This is a genomic window from Zobellia russellii, assembly GCF_018728565.1.
Taxonomy (GTDB): domain Bacteria; phylum Bacteroidota; class Bacteroidia; order Flavobacteriales; family Flavobacteriaceae; genus Zobellia; species Zobellia russellii.
This window is the reverse complement of record NZ_JACSOI010000001.1, coordinates 1,226,060-1,244,292: the sequence shown is the minus strand read 5'-3', so window position 1 is coordinate 1,244,292 and position 18,233 is coordinate 1,226,060. Positions and strand designations below refer to the sequence as shown.

Annotated in this window: 13 protein-coding genes; 9 read left to right on the top strand and 4 right to left on the bottom strand. The window is 42.0% G+C overall.

What is annotated here, in order from left to right; genetic code table 11:
• Window positions 1-382: 382 nt before the first annotated feature.
• The 6 genes from H9565_RS05050 to H9565_RS05025 all read left to right on the top strand — a co-directional run bounded on the left by H9565_RS05050 (window position 383) and on the right by H9565_RS05025 (window position 6,156).
• A complete protein-coding gene (locus tag H9565_RS05050) occupies window positions 383-1,774 on the top strand; it encodes a tyrosine-type recombinase/integrase (RefSeq protein WP_246560299.1) in 1,392 nt (463 codons plus the stop codon).
• Complete coding sequence (locus H9565_RS05045) at window positions 1,771-2,550, top strand: hypothetical protein (RefSeq protein ID WP_215438094.1); 780 nt, start codon at window positions 1,771-1,773, stop codon at window positions 2,548-2,550. The genes H9565_RS05050 and H9565_RS05045 overlap by 4 nt, the downstream gene beginning before the upstream one ends.
• A gap of 324 nt (window positions 2,551-2,874) precedes the next feature.
• Window positions 2,875-4,134: a hypothetical protein gene (locus tag H9565_RS05040; protein WP_215438093.1), complete on the top strand. Its 1,260-nt coding sequence runs from the start codon at window positions 2,875-2,877 to the stop codon at window positions 4,132-4,134.
• 162 nt (window positions 4,135-4,296) lie between these two features.
• Complete coding sequence (locus H9565_RS05035) at window positions 4,297-4,821, top strand: hypothetical protein (protein ID WP_215438092.1); 525 nt, start codon at window positions 4,297-4,299, stop codon at window positions 4,819-4,821.
• A 558-nt stretch (window positions 4,822-5,379) separates the two neighbouring features.
• Window positions 5,380-5,517 (top strand): hypothetical protein, encoded by a 138-nt coding sequence (locus H9565_RS05030; RefSeq protein ID WP_215438091.1) that lies wholly within the window; start codon window positions 5,380-5,382, stop codon window positions 5,515-5,517.
• A 198-nt stretch (window positions 5,518-5,715) separates the two neighbouring features.
• Window positions 5,716-6,156 (top strand): hypothetical protein, encoded by a 441-nt coding sequence (locus H9565_RS05025; RefSeq protein WP_215438090.1) that lies wholly within the window; start codon window positions 5,716-5,718, stop codon window positions 6,154-6,156.
• Between the two features lie 66 nt (window positions 6,157-6,222).
• Here the strand turns inward: H9565_RS05025 and H9565_RS05020 are convergent, their stop codons facing one another.
• The gene (locus H9565_RS05020) at window positions 6,223-7,017 is read right to left on the bottom strand and encodes a gluconate 5-dehydrogenase (RefSeq protein WP_215438089.1); all 795 of its coding nucleotides are present in this window, start codon (window positions 7,015-7,017) and stop codon (window positions 6,223-6,225) included.
• A gap of 102 nt (window positions 7,018-7,119) precedes the next feature.
• A complete protein-coding gene (locus H9565_RS05015; RefSeq protein WP_215438088.1) occupies window positions 7,120-9,423 on the bottom strand; it encodes a sodium:solute symporter family protein in 2,304 nt (767 codons plus the stop codon).
• A gap of 376 nt (window positions 9,424-9,799) precedes the next feature.
• Between H9565_RS05015 and H9565_RS05010 the strand changes: the two genes are divergently transcribed.
• From H9565_RS05010 to H9565_RS05000, 3 genes are all read left to right on the top strand, one after another.
• A complete protein-coding gene (locus tag H9565_RS05010; RefSeq protein ID WP_215438087.1) occupies window positions 9,800-12,076 on the top strand; it encodes a hypothetical protein in 2,277 nt (758 codons plus the stop codon).
• A 141-nt stretch (window positions 12,077-12,217) separates the two neighbouring features.
• Complete coding sequence (gene kduI / locus H9565_RS05005) at window positions 12,218-13,051, top strand: 5-dehydro-4-deoxy-D-glucuronate isomerase (RefSeq protein WP_215438086.1); 834 nt, start codon at window positions 12,218-12,220, stop codon at window positions 13,049-13,051.
• Between the two features lie 15 nt (window positions 13,052-13,066).
• A complete protein-coding gene (locus H9565_RS05000) occupies window positions 13,067-14,269 on the top strand; it encodes a glycoside hydrolase family 88/105 protein (RefSeq protein WP_215438085.1) in 1,203 nt (400 codons plus the stop codon).
• Window positions 14,270-14,414: 145 nt separating this feature from the next.
• On the opposite strand, the gene H9565_RS04995 is transcribed toward H9565_RS05000, so the two are convergent.
• Together H9565_RS04995 and H9565_RS04990 are read right to left on the bottom strand one after the other, a co-directional pair.
• Window positions 14,415-16,643: a DUF7133 domain-containing protein gene (locus H9565_RS04995; RefSeq protein ID WP_215438084.1), complete on the bottom strand. Its 2,229-nt coding sequence runs from the start codon at window positions 16,641-16,643 to the stop codon at window positions 14,415-14,417.
• A gap of 101 nt (window positions 16,644-16,744) precedes the next feature.
• On the bottom strand, window positions 16,745-18,232 hold the full coding sequence (locus tag H9565_RS04990) for a Kelch repeat-containing protein (protein ID WP_215438083.1): 1,488 nt from the start codon (window positions 18,230-18,232) through the stop codon (window positions 16,745-16,747).
• Window position 18,233 lies beyond the last annotated feature (1 nt).

The following is an 18,233-nucleotide window of genomic DNA, read 5'->3' as shown; positions in this document are numbered from 1 at the left end:
AAACGATGTGCTAATTTTAGACAAATGAACTATTTCTAAATCTAAAACTGAAATGAAAATTGAATTTAAAAGAATTAAAATAATCTGAACACCAATTTCTTTTTTACCTAAATTGCAATAAGAATTTATTAATAATCAGAAAACTAAAACTGCATACGTTTTTGCATACGATTTTATAATTTAATAGCGGTTGAGCCCAATAAAACCGTTGGGAATTTTCCATACGAGGAGCTCATAACCCGAAGGTCGCTGGTTCGAGTCCAGTCCCCGCTACTAAGTGTAAATACTGTAAACAAACGGATTGTGAGCTACAATCCGTTTTTTTTTGCCTTGTATTTCCTTATTATTACGCTCCGTAAACAAAAGCGTAAACACTTTCCCCATGAAAATGAACTATGTCGAACCTAAAATCCATACCGGAGGTGTCGATGTTTCCAAGTGGTCAAGCCTAACCAAAACTGAACGGGAGGCGGCCCTAAAAAAACCTTGGTTCGTTTATTTTTCGTTCCGAGACCCTAAGACAGGTAAATTAAAAAGACAGCCTTTTATAAAAGGGGGTGCCAATAGGCATAAAACCAAAACCGACCGATTGCGGTTTTTAAGGGTATTACAGCGCAACCTACTTGTATTGCTCGAAGCCGGTTTCAACCCTTACGAAGACAATTCGGAGCTAGTGGCCAAATTCCGTGGGCAGCCAAGCAAAGAGGAAACCGCTGGAACAACTCCCCGGCCCCAACAGCGTAATGAACCACCATTAGTCATCCAACAGGCGACCACTCCCCTTTCTACTCCTGCACCCTCATTAAACGATGACAAATCATTAATTCAAGAAGAAGCGGAAGAAGCCCAAGAAAAAGTATCAGTGGCAGAAGCTTTTGAACTCGCATTGAAAATTAAGAAGAGTACCCTAAACGAGAACTCCTATCCCAAGTATAAAAGCCGGATCACCAAATTCCAGAGATGGCTGGAAGAGAACAATATTGATGTTTCCGACATTAAAAAGATAGACCGCAAGATTGTAATACAACATTTAAACTCGGTACTGCAGAGGACGAGCCCCAGAAACCGGAACAATACCCGAACCGCTTTAAGCTCGTTTTTCACCACGTTGGAGGATAACGAACTAATAGCCGAAAACTTCATCCTTAAAATTAAAGTACTAAGGGCCGTACCCGAGCGCAACAAGACCTACACCCCTCAGCAATTAAAAGAAATAGATGCGTACCTAAAGACCAACGACCCGTTGTTGCGCCTCTTTGTTCAGTTCATTAGTTATAACCTTTTACGTCCTATTGAAATATGCCGTTTGAAAATCGGAGATGTGGATATACAGGACCGAAAACTCTATGTTAGGGCCAAGAACAAAGCGGTAAAAATCAAGATTATCCCGGAAATCATGGCAGACCTATTGCCCGATACGTCACAAATGATAAAAACACATTCGTTCTTTACCCCTGACGGAATTGGTGGTGAATGGGACATTGCGGAAACGAACAAACGGGATTATTTTTCCAAGCGGTTCAAAGAGGTAAAGGACCATTTTAAACTTGGCAAGGATTACGGGCTCTATAGTTACAGGCATACATTCATTACCAAATTATATAGGGAACTGGAAAAGAACGCCACACCGGAAGAGGTAAAGAGCAAGTTGATGCTCATTACAGGACACACCAGCCCCTTGGCCCTTGAAAAATATCTAAGGGACATTGACGCCTCGTTACCGGAAGATTATTCAAAGCTTTTTAACCCTAGTGACAACAATATTACCAAATGACCTACTACGGACTATTGAAAAATTTGGATTTGAATTCAGTTTCCCTGAATGAACTAAAAGGGATTCACCTCTCCAATGGACTTTTTCAGGAAGTGCAAGCTATTAGGCTCTCCCTTGACGGGAGCCCCAATGCTATCTCAAAAGATAATAGCCAGCCGGTGTATGTACCCAATGCAGAAATGACCAAGGAATTTTATGACTTTATCCTAGAGGTCTATGAGGATATAATCGATAATTCATTGATAGGGTTTTTCCATGCCTATGAAGAGGATATACTAGGGCTGGATGAAATTGAAACGAGAAAGATTGCTCTTAATTATTACAAAGAGATTGCCCTACTTACGATAAAGGATGAATTTGATATATTAAGTGTTCGTAAATCCGCAGCTGGACATCGACTCATAAAAAGAGCAAAGAAGTTGGAGCTTTTTAATATGAGACAAAAAGCATTGCAAGAAAACCTTGCCGCTCAAAACCCGATGCCACTCACCCACTTCCTTATTGGCGATGCAGCCTATTTTGATGAACGGCTTATTGCCAAACTTCCCGTTCTGGACGAAGTACTGAAGTTTGAAGCCTCGTTAAGAATTCTACTGACCCTTAACGAACAATTCAATTTTGAAGAAGATGATTCCGGTTCAATACCCAGCGCCACAAACCTGGCTGTAACACAGCCGATACAAAAGAAGAAAAAAGCACCATTGTTATCGGATGCCGAAGCCACTAACTTTTTGATAGACACGGTCTTTTCAAAACAGTTGAAAAAGGACAATTAATTATAAGTGGGGTGTCCTTTTAGTGTGTACCCCAGATATTGCACCCTACTTGCAACACCCTATTACCGACCAATTGTTGCACCACATAGATATAAATTATTAAACACATTATCCTTGGACGAATGCACTTACCGTTAAACGTTTGTAAATGTATATTATACGTATAATAATTACTTATTTTTCTACATACATTGGCAATATCCAAGATTTGAGTAAATTACCGTTAAAAGAGATGTATAGCAACTAGTTGCTTTATGCAATTGTTGTGTTTAATTATAAAAGCCTCTTATTTAATTTGAAAAGAGCTGGAATGAAGACCAAAATATGTTGGAAATAGAAAAACCCTATAATGTAGCTTACCTCAATTTTAGTTTAATTGATGAACTTGACTATGTAATTGGTGGATACGGTAAACCCAAGCAGGAATTTCTTTTCTCTCTAAATAGTTTCATAGAAAGTTATGTACTAAATGAAACCTTTCATTTTTCTGTACTCGAATGGTATCATTTTACAAATACTAATAAAAACACTTTCAAAAATGGTAGACCTATTTATAATATACTCTTTAACAAAGGAGACAAGATAATCTTTAGAGACTGGTTAGGTCCATTTTATGGCAAGTGCCTTTTTTGCGAACCATTTATTGAGGGTAAAGATGAAAGTCAATTCCATATAGATAATTTCCAAAAAAACTCATCAGAAGAAATAAAAAACAAATACTTCAAACCCATAATTTTTTTGGAACCAGACGAAAAGTTTCCCTATTTGTGGAGAAATTTCGGATTTAATATTTTACCCAAAGAGCCTAATTATTTAATAATAGCGATAGGGAGGTCTCAAAAAGAAATGCTACAGGGACTTTACAATGAAAATTCAGATATAAATTGTCATTCTTGTATGCCCTATAGCGGAATGAAGGCTCAAAAAGAAGTCAATTCTTCTCTATTGCCTTCAAATCAATCCTACAAAATCTTATCTGAATTTCACAATCAAAAAATTGAAACCCTAACTAAATATACTGGATATAAAAAAACACCTATTCCTCCATTAGTTTCAATAGTCCTATCCCAATGCAATGAACTGTCTGATATTCCTATTAAATTAAGACAATTAAGAGAGGATTTTACAGAGTTAAGAAATTCGTTTGGACTACTTGAAAAAAGGATTGAGGAAGCTGATAATATCAAAAGTCAAATCGAAGCTATTGACGAAATAAAGGATTTTTGGAATTCATTTTCAAAAAAATATAACAATAAAAGTTCAAGGATTCTGCATCATTTTTGGGATATAAAGAAAGCTTCTGGAGTAGATGGTGCGTTAGAAAAAGTTGTAGATAATCAAGATACCACCGAGGAGTTTTTATCAAACCTTAATTATGTTAGTCTTGCAGGAAAAATAACAAGTAAAGCGTACTCATTTTTTAAAGACAAAAAATCACTAAATAGATTTCAAGGAATAATTGATTTGTGGGACTTATCTCAAAATACGCCTGCATTAAAACAACAAGCAAAGGATTATGAACGGTTGTTTAAGGTTAAAATTGACCTCAAAGTATTACAGCAACTTTATCTTAATACAGTTTAACTTTTAATCAACAAAGAAAAAATAACTAAACACAACAAAACCTATAAACAATACGGGCTTCGGGCTTTGCCAAAGATTTGCGTATTTTTATAAAGACCGCAAAATCTTTTGGATTTTGCCCTGGACAGGAAAAAATAAATCAAAACAAAAAGATTTCGCTATGTGCGTGGCGGAAAGCAAACGCTAGTTTGCTCCCGTACTGTTCATAGCTCAACCGTTGGCAACTATATGGAAAAACAATTTTATATCCCATTTAAGAATTCGGAATTTAAAACCGAAAATTGCTTCTTGTGTGGACACAAAATTGAAGGAAAAATAACTCGCGAACACGTATTTCCTAAATGGTTACAAAAACAATTTGATTTATGGGATAAAACTATCTCAATAACCAACGATACAACTATTCAATACAAAAACCTTACAGTTCCTTGTTGCTCGAAATGTAACAATGAACACTTATCAACTATGGAAAGTGATTTTCAAAAGTTACTAAAAAAAGGTTTTAAAGAATTGACAAATATTGACGAACAAGTTATTTTTAATTGGTGTGGTAAAATATTATATGCTACTAGACACAAAGAACTCTCATTACTTTATGACCGAAAAAAACCTGAATTAGGCTCAATAATATCAGATGAAGAATTTCAAAGTTATTCTTGTTTTCAACTTTTTTTTACAATCGATTAGATACAAAACTACCTGGAATGTTAAACCTTGGAGTTTATTCCTTTTTGAATCTGAAACAGAAAGTTTCTTTTATCAAACAAGAGTTAGCTTCCCTTGTTTATCTATTAAATTAGGAAAGTACATTGTAATTGTTCTTTTTGAAGATAATAATGCAATAGAACATCATTTTTAAAAATTTAAACAAATAAGATATACACCTCTCAGTTTTGTTCAACAAATTGAAATTACAGCATATCTTTTTTATTCAGCATCAATAAAGGCTAAAATTCCATATTATCATTCTCATTTTTTCAATAATCACCTAACAGTCAATAGTACTAACAATATCTATAGTAAGGAATTTAACCACGACGATTTTGCTCTTTATTATAGATTGATGTTACTTGAAGTAGGAATTGAATTTAAAGATAAAATACATACTGGAAACGGAATGATAAATACAAGCTTAATTGATGAGAATTATGAACCTTTGATTAAATAAAATACAGTTGCCAATCGAGTAGACGGCTCCCCTAATTAAAGGAGAGTGCGCCTCTCACACCACCGTACCCTTCGGCCATGCTCAGGATAAACCAAGCGGGTCTCGTATACGGCGGTTCGCAATCCATCTTTTCAATCGCTCTTTACACCGATCAAAACTATGCCGTACTTTTTCAAAAGGCTACGGATTTTCTAGGGAATCGGTCACCCAATTAGCGAAAATCAATGCTCCCATTGTAATTTCCAGAAGGACTGCGTTCGGTCCTTCCCTACTTGTGAGACCTATACAGTTTTCTGTAACTCGTGTCCTGTGGGTACTGTGAATTTGGCTTAACACTATAGTGTATTTCCAATATTTATGTAGAAGTATAAAATAAATTATACGTAAATTAAACGTTTAATTTACGTATAATAATGAAAGAAAGACAAATTTGCTCTTATTGTGGTGATGCATTTATACCAACAAGAAGAGGAGCACAAAAATTCTGCAGTAACTCTTGCCGCAGTCGTAACTGGCAATCCAAACAACGAGATAAAAATAAAAATCAGGTACTTATAAATCCTCATAATGAGGGATTAGAAATACCCAAAACAACAACTGGCGAAAAAATGTCCCTAGCAGGAGTAGGAAATGCAGCTACCGGAGTAGCAGTTGTAGAACTCGCTAAAAACATGCTTACCTCGGCAGAAAACAAACCGGCAACAAAAAAAGATATTCAGGAACTCAAGAGCTTGATCAAATCCCGGTATTTGCCTATTAAAAATCTTAAAAAAGACCCATACGGAAGATTACCCTTCTACGATGTGCAGACAGGGTATTTGGTTTATTTACAAAGAGGAAACAAACAATACTAAAGTCATATCAATTTGAGCAAAAGGGCTTGGAGCATATTCTTTAGAAATGTAGTTTTCATTGTTGTATTAATTTTCGTTAGACGGCTTACCTATCGTAGCCAAAATACCCCCATCTACATATAATATGTGTCCATTTACAAAATCACTGGCCTGGGAGGCCAGAAATATAGCCGCTCCTGAAAGATCTTCGGGGTTTCCCCATTTTGCCGCAGGGGTTCGGTTAATTATAAAATCATTGAAAGGGTGTCCGTCTACGCGAATAGGGGCTGTCTGAGCAGTTGCAAAATAACCCGGTCCTATCCCGTTTACCTGTATATTGTGCTTGGCCCATTCCGTAGCCATATTCTTTGTCAGCATTTGAAGTCCTCCCTTGGCCGCCGCATAGGCACCCACGGTGTTTCTTCCCAATTCGCTCATCATAGAACAGATATTGATGATCTTTCCCTGCTTTCGGGCAATCATTCCCTTTACCACATGCTTTGATACAATAAAAGGACTCACAAGATCCACATCGATGACCTGTTTGAAGTCGGCCACTTCCATTGCTTCCAAAGGTGTTCTTTTTATAATGCCCGCATTGTTGACCAAAATATCAATATTACCGACCTCTTGCCCAATGCGTTCTATGGCATCTTTCACCGCTGCCTCATCGGTAACATCAAATTTAAATCCGAAGGCCCGTATACCGGCATTTTTATAATATGCTACCGCATCATCGATCTTCTGTTGGGAAGAATTCCCATTCACTACAATAGTCGCCCCCGACAGTCCAAGGCCTTTGGCCATAGCCATTCCCAATCCGTGCGTACTTCCTGTGACCAAGGCTATTTTGCCGGTCAGGTCAAACAATTCTTTTGACATATGCTTATGTTTTTTTCTTTATACTATTCTGCTTCCCTATGAGATCTGGGCGTGTATTCCTTTACCGCCCCGTTTAGGCCCTTCTCCATAATACGAACTAGCTTAACCTCCCAAATTCACCAAGAAGTACAACAAGGCCAAAACCACGAGAACAAAACCACAGGCCGCAATAAAGCCTATCCCATCGGTACGGTCCCATCGGGTAAATTCCCAATTGGAATCGGGCCCGAACAATTTGGTTGCATTACAGTCCTTCATATGGGCATAAGACCACTCCAATTTCAATTCATCCTCCTCCTTGGTTTCCCCTACGGGGGTTTTCATTTTCGCATAGAACCTTTTTATGTTATACTCCTCATCTTCTTTTCGGGGAAAAATAGAGCTGATAAAAATGATCAAGAAAAAAGGAAAACTCATCCGAATCAGAATTCTCAAGGTTTCGTTTAAGGAGTAAGAATTATTTTCTAGGGCGAAGCCCATTTTATCAAGAAGTAAGAGTTCGGGATTGATCATACCCGTTCCAACAGGCTTACCCTCTTTATCAATTTTTATGCCCGTACTCCAAAAGATGGACTTGCTAGGTAGTTTAAACTTTTTGACAAACTCCTGTCCTACCATAAGTTCTTCAGGCCTATCGCCAATGTGATCGGTTTCCCAAGCCGCTATTTCCCCCTTTCTGCTTTCTACGTCCGATTCCTTTGCAAAATAGGTGCGTATCTCAAATTTTTCGGAGGTGGTCTTTAAAAAATAAGGGTCTTCCTTAATGTCAGGATTTATCAAATTAATAAGTATCGGTATTCCAAAAAACACCAAAAAGGTAGAAATAATGGAGACCTTGACTGAAAGACGGCTGGTCTTGCGCCACAAAATACCCATCCAAAACCCTGCGGAAAATATTACCCCAAATTCCCACCACAATTTCATGATTTGAAACAGGTTGTCATTTAAAAGGGTAATGCCCGCCGCGGCAACGATAACCAAACTACCCAATATGCGTCCTATGGCTACATAGTGTCGTTCACTTTTATTGGGAAAATAAGGTCGATATACATTATTGGTCAGCAAACCTGAAGTTGTAATCATGAGCGTAGCGGCGGTAGACATCAGTGCCGCCATTAAACTAGCGATCATTAACCCTACGAGTCCCATATTGACGGAGCCCAGCAATTTAAACGAAGCATACCCCCATATTTTATCGGGATCGGTAATCTCATCGGCATATAAGAACACTATAAGTAGGGCCGTAAAACCCCACAGTACCGTGGTAATCCTTTTGAGGTAAGACCCAAAGGTCAATCCTACCCTTGCCGAATACTCATCTTTGGCGGCACTAGGGGTTACAAAGGTGTTGGCCTGCGCACAGGTATTTATGATGGCCATAATCGATAAGGCCGCTATATAATACCATGTAAAATCCAATGAATACGGAGAACCAAAAATTTCAAAAAAGCTCTCGGGGAGGTTGTCGTGCATACGGGTCAAAGCCCCCATCACACCAGTATCGCCGTATTTATCATTGATGGCCATAATAGCAAAGGGAACAAGCATTATAGAGAGAAATATGATAAACACCCCTTGAATAAGGTCACTTAAGAATGCCGCTTCGAGCCCTCCCATCATAGAATAGCCGGCCACAATGACCACGATGATGAATACCAACCAATACTTATTGATGTGGGAAAACGATTTTTCGGGTTGTAACTGCCGTAAATAAGTCAGTTCTCTCAGTTCTGGGGCGTCTAAGGTGGTAAAATCCTTCGCTTCGAGTACACGCATGCGTTCGGCCTGTCCGTACTCCTCTTTTTCCCCAAGGGTAAATTCCTCATACGTTTTCGGGGTCATTACCGATACGGTCTTGATAATGGTTATAAACCCTAGGGAAAGTAATATACCCAAGCCAATACTCGAAATAATGGCATACATTCTACCCAATCCTTTGCTCGTAAACCTTTCAGTGTAAAAATCGGCCAAGGTCGTACACCTCATCCTTCTATACCAAGGCCCTATAAACCAGAACAGAGGCGTACTAAAAAGCATCAACAAATTGGCCCAAACGCCGGCCGCTCCATTATTAAATGTAGCCGTCCCTACGGACGGGCCGGTATCGGAACTTGTGGCTTGGCCGAAGGTGGCAAAAATCTGCACGATCTTTCCAAACTTTCTTCCTCCTAGAAAAAAATCTTCCTGATTCTTAATTCTTAACATAGACCTGATACCAATCCCTATGATTACCACAAAATAGACCACAATTACCACGAGGTCGATAGTACTTAATCCGAACATATGTCTTTTATTTTGGCGAACCGCCATTAATTTCCATGCAATTAAGACCATCCCTAGATCGTGATGGCTTGGAGATGTTGCAGAAGCTATTGGAGATAAGCCAATACCCTTCGGAGAAAACATATTTCCCTTTAAAAAGGGCGTATTGAATCACGGTCTCAACGAAAATTGGCCCCCTTGGAAAGCTCCGCTACCTATGGTTTTCCTAGAAAAACCACCCTAGCATTGAAAAATCACATGCCCAGGTGTGCCTGAAAGCTTCCTAATTGATATCAACCCGCGTCACATCTACAATTATACCGTCAACAAAACGGCATACTGCAACCTCGGAAACATGATATGAGACATTTCCCCCTAAACATATGCCGGGCAAAACGATAATTTTATGCCAGCCTTTTAGTGTAGCGATCTGCTGTAAGAAGTAGCCGCCCCAAAATAGGGAACGCCCCTTTTTCGATGGCTCTTTCCTATTCATATTTATAAACCAATGCGTATACCCATGATCAGAATTCTTAGTATTCTTATTTTGCTCCTCATCAGTCTTAACGGTTATTCCCAAACGGAAACCGTTGTTCCACAAATACGGTTCAAACAGTACGACCATCAGAAATACAATCAAAGGGTCGCCCAAAAAGACTTTTCCCTAGCCGAAAACAGCCCGCTCAATTTTCAAGAATCTAGCTGGGTACGTAAAATAGATACGGTAGGAATCGACAAAGAATCGGGAACCATTGACCTTAAGATCAGTTTAAGTTGTGTTTCCGGTCAAGTATCACAAAGTAGTATCGGCCTTGTCTTTCAGATCGACGATTGGCACGACTCCAATTATGTACTGATGCCCGGCGCCCTTTATAACGGGAATAAATACGATTACCGAAGAATCCGATATTCGCCCAAACTCATGGACCCCAGGGACATTGCCCCAGAGGTACCCATTATCATTACAGACGTTCCGCGCCTCAACAAATATGAAGGCGTTTCGGAAGTGCAGCTCAGAAGCGGGGCTACCACCTCGCCTTCCATTTCCTATTTTGATTCCATACAGAATAAAGGCTACATTTTATTGAGCGAACAAGGCAATGCCTTAGGGGATTTCGGCCTAGGCATATTAGAATCAAGAAACCGCGAGCATGCCGAATTTTCGATAAGCTCTCCCCTGGTCAGGGAAAAGCACCAATATTTCGCCAATGACAACCTGGCCCCTTCCAATGACCGTGGGGCCGATTTCAAGGCCGGTGATACCCTTACCTTCCACTTTAAATCCTATTCGTTTGAGGCCCAGAACGTTCAAGACCTGTTCGATAAATTTGCCATGGTCAGGAAAGAACTCAATACCGATAAGGCATACAACAATGTCATACCTCTTTCCTATGCCTTTGAAACCATAGAAAAAAAGTTCAAAAGGGACAATTGGGTACCCATTGACGACCATGGATATTTTTCAGTAGGCCTACGTGAAAACTTCCTGCAGGATTTTCAAACCGGTTGGACGGGAGGAATGATTTCGACCTACCCCCTGCTCTTTTCGGAAAAGAGGGACACACGTGAACGGGTAATCAAAAATTTCGATTGGTTCTTTCCCAACAGTACTTCTCCCTCGGGACTTTTTTATGGGTTTTGTGAAGGAGGCACGGATTGGTTTGGCGGAGACAAGCGTAAATACCATACCAAAGATTGGCTACTGACCCGAAAAAGTGCCGATGCCATATTTTTTGTGCTCGAACAATTCAAGCTTATGAAGACCAAGGGAATTCCTATCGACCCACAATGGGAGAAGGGAATTCGAACCGCCTGCGATGCCTTTGTCAACATATGGCAAACATATGGGCAAATAGGCCAATTTGTAGACGCCAAAACCGGTACCATTCAGGTAGGCGGCTCTTCCTCTGCCGGAATATTGCCTGCCGGACTGGTGCTTGCCGCCGACTATTTCAAGGCCCCGAACTATTTGGACACCGCTAAGGAAATTGGCCAGTATTTCTATAGCAATTTTACGGAAAAAGGCATTTCATGCGGTGGTCCGGGCGATGCCTTACAGAATTTCGATAGCGAGTCCACCTATGCTTTAATAGAGTCTTACTACAGTCTCTATGAAGCCTCTGGCGACCCACAATGGGAAGTCGCTGCCGAGGAAGCCGCCAAGCAATTCTCATCTTGGGTCATTGCCTATAATTACGATTTTCCCGAAGAATCTACCTTTGGCAAGTTGGGCAACCATTCTATCGGTGGAGTGTGGGCCAATACACAAAACACCCATGGGTCGCCCGGTATTTGCACCCATAGCGGCTTGGCCCTCTTAAAACTATTCCGTTCTACGGGCAAGCCTTTCTATGCTGAACTCCTATCCGATATTACCCATGCCATTCCGCAATGCCTCTCCGTTCCTTCAAGAAAGATAATGGATGCGCCTGACGGATGGATGAGCGAACGCTTAAGTACCACCGACTGGAACGAAGGTATCGGGGAAATATTCGTGGGCTCAACTTGGGCCGAGACGGCACTGATGCTTACTTATACCGAGATCCCAGGTATTTATGTCTGTGCGGCCAAATCTGAAGTAATTTCTTTTGACAATCTCACCGTTGAGATACTTAAGGATACCCCCAAATACATAAAAGTGAAAGTAAAAAACCCGACCCAAATGGAGGCGAAGGTCAAAATTTGGGAAGAAGACCTTAAGGAAAGACAATTGTTCTTGGAAACCAATTACCTACTGAAAGCCAAACCTGTAACGGTACCTCAGCAAGGACATATCATATTAACCTTTAAAAAATAACGCGCCACCGGTTGAAAATTGGATCAAACACCACCGTTTTCAACCCTCGGCCAATCTTGTTGAACATCTCCATATCGCGATATGGAAAGTATTGGGCAATTTGCCTTGATTATATCGATACCCATAAAATAAACTATACATATGAAGAGTAATTTTAAAATACGATACGCCACACATCCCGACGATGCCAAAACGTATGACACCCAACGATTGAGAGAGGATTTTTTGGTAAACGACATCTTTACCGAAGACGAAGTAAACCTCACCTACTCCCACTATGACCGATTCATCATGGGCGGGACCATGCCAGTTCACGAAAAGTTACAATTGGAGTCCATTCCCTTTTTTGCCACCGAATACTTTTTGCAAAAGAAGGAGATGGGAATAATCAACGTTGGCCAGAAGGGCAAGGTTATCGCCGACGGTCAAATCTATGAACTTGAACATAAAGACGCCCTATACTTGGGCAGTGACGTTAAGGATGTATCTTTTGAAAGTGAAGAAGCCAGCAAACCGGCCAAGTTTTATTTGAATGCCTGTATCGCCCATAAAGCGCTTCCCTCAAAACTAATATCATTTGCCGACGCCCCTGTTCTTGAACTGGGGACTACAGAAGAATCGAACAAACGAAAATTATACCAACACATTGTTCCCCATACCGTTGAAACCTGTCAATTAATGATGGGGATTACCTCACCTGAACTTGGAAATGCATGGAACACTATGCCCGCCCACGTACATGAACTCCGGATGGAAGCCTATTTCTATTTTGACATTCCCGAAGGAAAGGCTGCGGCGCACATCATGGGCCAACCCCAAGAGACCCGTATACTATGGGTAGCCAATGAGCAAGCGGTCATTTCCCCACCTTGGAGCATCCATTGTGCCGCAGGAACCTCTCCCTACAGTTTTATATGGGGAATGGCAGGCGATGACGACCCCATAGTTCCTTATCCGATCAGTCAGCTGCAATAACCCTAAAACCAAAAAATGAGTTTTTTACACGATAAAAAAGAAGTAGAGCGCCTAATACGGCTCGTTGCGGACAGGATACTAGAAGACACCACCTATCAGTTCATTGACAAGGCTTCGGGAGAAACCCTAGACGATCTAAAAACGGTGGCTCCCACCAAGGATGTTTGGCTTAAGAGCGGTTACGAAGACTGGAAATACTGGAACGGGGTAACCCATATTGCATTGTTCAAAATGGCCCACCTTCTTCAAGACCAAAAATACGAAGATTATGTGCTGCGTAATTTTGATTTCATCTTTGAAAACCTTGATTTTTTTGAAAAACAATTCGCCGATTTCGACCCCGAGCAATATGCCCCCAATTTCCATCAATTTTTTAGGCTCGATAGGCTCGATGATTGTGGGGCCATGGACGGCAGTCTCATTGAGGCATATCAGGTACGAAAGAACGACCATTGGCTCGATAGGCTCCAAAAAGTAAAAGCCTGGGTTTCATCGGAGCAAGACCGGTTGGAAAACGGTGTGTTTTGCAGAAATTACAAAGGCTATACCACCGTATGGGCCGATGACGTATATATGAGCGTTCCCTTTTTAGTACGTATGGGAAAAATGAGCGGTGATACTTCGTTTTGGGACGATGCCATTACAAATACCCTCGGATTCCACGAATTACTGTTTGACGATTCCAAAGGGCTATACTGGCATTCGTACTGTACCCAAATAGGCGAAAAAGGGGTCGCACATTGGGGAAGGGCCAATGGCTGGTCGATCGTTGCCAAATGCGATTTACTGGAATATATCCCTAAAGATTACCCTGGTTGGGAAGAAGTTCGGAAATCCCTTTTCGAGCAAATCATAGGCATATCTAGGTACCAAACGGCAAATGGCATGTGGCGTCAGCTCATTGACAAACCCGATTCCTTTTTGGAAACATCGGGTACCGCCATGTTTACCTACGCGGTAGCCAAAGCGGTCAATGAAAAATGGATTCCCGAAATATACTCGTCCATTGCCATAAATGGATGGAAAGGAATTTCAGAAAACATAATGGCCGACGGACAGATTACCAATATTAGCGAAGGCTTCAACATACGGCAAGACCTATCGTATTACTATAATCGCCCGCGTCCCGTGAACGACCCCCATGGTTTGGGCGCCGTATTGCTGGCCGGAGTAGAGATCCATAAAATGAAAGATTATCAAGACTATATGTGGTATTGACTAAAAACAATACAACATTCCTTCTATAAAAATCGAGTTTTGTTAGTTAGTTGAGTGAAGAAAGGCCATTTCTTTTTAGAAAATGGCCTTTTGTTATTTCCTTCTGGAACCTTAAGAATCGAGTTATCCCCGACTTCCAAAAATATTACTTTCCTCCCGTTAACTCCTCAAGGGTCCAATAGGCTTCGCGGTCTTTTACCTCTTCGCGTACCCTTTTCACATCCCTTTCGGTAATTCTCTTGGCATCGTTCAGCTCGGTCCTTACATAGGTCAAGACATCGGCGATCCATTGATCATCGTTCCCTTTCATTCCTGCCATCACACCTGCATATTTAATACCATCTACCGGACCGGTAAGGCCGTTCAAGACAATTTTCAAGGGTACATCAATACTACCCTTTACCCTAGAAGAGCCGACTAATGGAGGGGCCGTATTCTTAATTCCCTCCCCATTTGGCCCGTGGCAAGCCGCGCAAATTGTCTTAAAATGACTATATCCGTTAATTACACTATTCCTAAGCTCAGGACGTTCTAAAATGTATTTCTTCTTCAAGGTTTCTATTTCCAAAGGAACGTCTTTGATGCCTTCTTCGCCAATAACCGTTAGAGCCTCGTTTTCAGCATTTCCAGAAACGACTTGTTGCATAATTGCCTTTGCTTCCCCTGTCGGACTTGACCTAAGGCTCAACAAGAGCTGTACCAGGACCTCCTTATCGGAATCAGTCTTTAGTTGACTTACCGCGGCAAAGACTTCTTTGTTCGATTCCCCTAGAAAGCGTTCGCTAATCCGGAGGGCCGCACGTCTTACCCTCGCGTCTTCATCGGCTAAAGCCGATAGTATGAGGGTTTCGTCTATGGCATCCATACCTTCTAAGGTCCACAAGGCATGAAGTCGGCCCAGGGCCAAATCCGTATCGCTGAACCACGACTTATAAAAAGCTTCCTCACCTTGCACCCTATCCTTGAGTTCGTCAACCACAGTAGTGTCCCTACGAAGGACCAACAACCTTTGGGCCGTTTTTCTGTACCATGAGTTAGGATGACAGAGATACGAAAGCAATTCCCCACTGGTTCGCTCCAGCAATTTCTCCGGCCGACTAGGTTTCCCGCTTTCATGTACGATTCTATAAATTCTTCCCTTGCCAATATGTTTGTCAAAGCCCTTTCTTTCCACCACGGGACGTAAAAAACTTCCTTTACGGACCCAATTCCCCTCTTGTATGATTCCCCTATACATATCGACGATATACAGGCAGCCATCAGGTCCGGTCTTTGATTCTACCGGTCTAAAATTGGCATCGGTGGAAGCCAAAAATTCGGTTTCCCCATAAGGATTCCGCAAGACGGTCTTGCCGTTTATGTGTTCTACTTTGGCACGGCGCACCAATCTACCCACCGGTTCCGGAATAAAGAGATCGCCATAGGCCGGAAGCTGGTCGCCCAAAAATATAGATTGGCCACAACTTGCCGTAAAGTGGTTCAAGGTACCATCTTCCCGTAGACGTTTATTTCCTCCCTGTACGTCAGGGGTGCCGATAATCGGCCATACCTTCTCGAATCCTTCCTCCCATTTGCCGGGCATCTCCAAATTACCATAGGTAGGGTGTTGTTGAAATCCTAAGGCAGGTACTTCCCCCCCTGCACTCGAATAGAACAATTGTCCATTTTCGTCTTCGGTAAGTCCCCATTGCCCAACAGGCGCATCCCTGAGGGTATCTATCTCCATCTTACCTCGGGTAAACCGATATCTAAACGAATTTCGTGAAACGTACAACCAATTGTCTATACTCCACATCATATTGGCGGATTGATGTTCTAGATTGGCGTTGTCCCGAACCGTATCTTTCAAGATCAGTATTTTCTCGTCGGCCCTCTTATCCCCATCCGTATCGCGGTAACTGTATAAGCTACGGTCATAGGTTTGTCCTACGATGACCCTATCGTCCAAAGGCAAAAGAATCCTTGGTAAAATCAAACTATCAATGAATACGGTACTCTTGTCCATTTCCCCATCGCCATCAAGGTCTTCCAATACCGAAATCCTACTCCATGGTTCATTTTCATTGATACCATCTATATCTTGCATATAGGTCAGCATCTCTGCCACATAGAGTTCTTGGTTGGGTCCCCAAGCAATGGCCACTGGTTCGTGAATCATTGGCTCGCTGGCTACGAGCTCTACACGATAGCCCTCTGGCAAATGCATGGTTTCCATACTTTCTTCGGGAGTCAAGGACCTAACGGCAGGATCCCTGACGATAAGGGGTTTTTCATAAATTTTTCCCGTATCCCGTAACTCTTTTTTACAACTACTGCCCATTGCCATTAAAACGGACAGGGCCGGTAGTATAAAACGTTTCTTAAAAATGCTCATAGTATTTACTTTGATTTATTGGTCTTGAGGCAGTTGGTCCTTGCCATTATTCTCTTAGAATCGTTGCTTTTTATAAAACTATAGATATGGCAACCGATAACCTACTTGTTTTTCAAGCGAAAAGTCCTGTTGTTATAACTCTTTCCTGCTGCCCCACCTGTTACGTAGAGCTGCCCATTTAGATTAAAACCGACACCCCAAGCCAATTCACGAGGAAGGTCAGGCCCCGTTTTCCACTGCTGGTTCTTAAGGTTGTATATCTGTACACCGGCCTGATTATCGGTATCACGTCCGCCCATCACCCAAATTTCATCATTTATACTCGCCACTTGGGGAGAGCGTACTTTTAGGGGCATTTCTATAGTGGTCCACTGATTCATAATGGGATCAAAGAGGGCCAGATACATGTTGGCTACCACGATACAAATTTGGTCTTTATACTTACATCCGTAAATAGCTCCTTTTCCTTCCGGTCCTGTCGGTTCGGTACGCCATTGGGTTTCCCCTTCACCTATACTGGTTACATATAAGGGCGCTTGGGCATCCCCTAACCAATTGGTATATCCCATAACATAGAGCCTTCCCCTAGAATTAAAGGCCAAGGGCGCGGAGAGAGCGCTATTTAAGGAGGGCGCTGTTTCTACAGTTCCGCTTTTGGGGTCTACTTTTTGGACCATACGGGTCGTATGCCTTTCCCCTTTTATGGGCAGTAGGTCGCCCCCCGCTACCCAAAGCTGTCCGTTTAGGGTGCCGGTGGCACAGTATATTCTTGGAACCCCAAGGTCAGCGGTGACCTCCCAATTATTTGTATCGGGACCGAAGGCAAAAAGCTTGGAATACGCATGGCTGCCCATAGGATAGCCATACTCGGCCGTGAGCCCTCCCGCCATATAAAACCTATGGTCTAGCACATCACCTCTTAGGTCGTGGTTACTCCCGGGCATACGGGCGACCATCTCCCAGTTTTCCATCCATGAAACTCCCAAATCTACGCTAAGGCTGCCTTCCGAGCTTACACAAATCACATCACCCCGTTCATCGAGGCTCAACGATTTTAGTCCTTTTGGTATTCGGTGTACTTTTGAACTAGGGAGATAGGAACTAGCTCCGTCCTTTGTGGTTTTCTCCAAATCGACCTCAATAAGGTTCCCAGAGTTCAGTCCCACTAAGGCAGAACCATTGCTCCCTATGGCCAGGTCCATAATATCGCCTTCGGCCAAGCCCGTAAATTCGGTCCACCCTTGGCTTAAATCCCTAAGGTCACAATACAACAAGCTCTTGTTGCCCGCCAGCCATAGCATCCCATGTTCATCGGCCAGTACCGTATGCCAACGTCCTGACGGAGCACGGCTTAAAGCCTCCTTCTCCCAAACCTTCTTTCCCGCCGGGAGTACCCTAAGCGTATTTCCCTTGCTGCCTTTGCTTGAGGTAAGGGCCCAATACGTATTCCCGCCATCATACGTCAAGGAAATAGTAGATTCTGGAGGCGGTACAGGAATACTGCCATATGTTTTCCGAACCGTATCTGTATGCTTGCCCCCTATACAGGAACAAGCCACTACGAGCAACAAGTAATATAGAAATCGCATA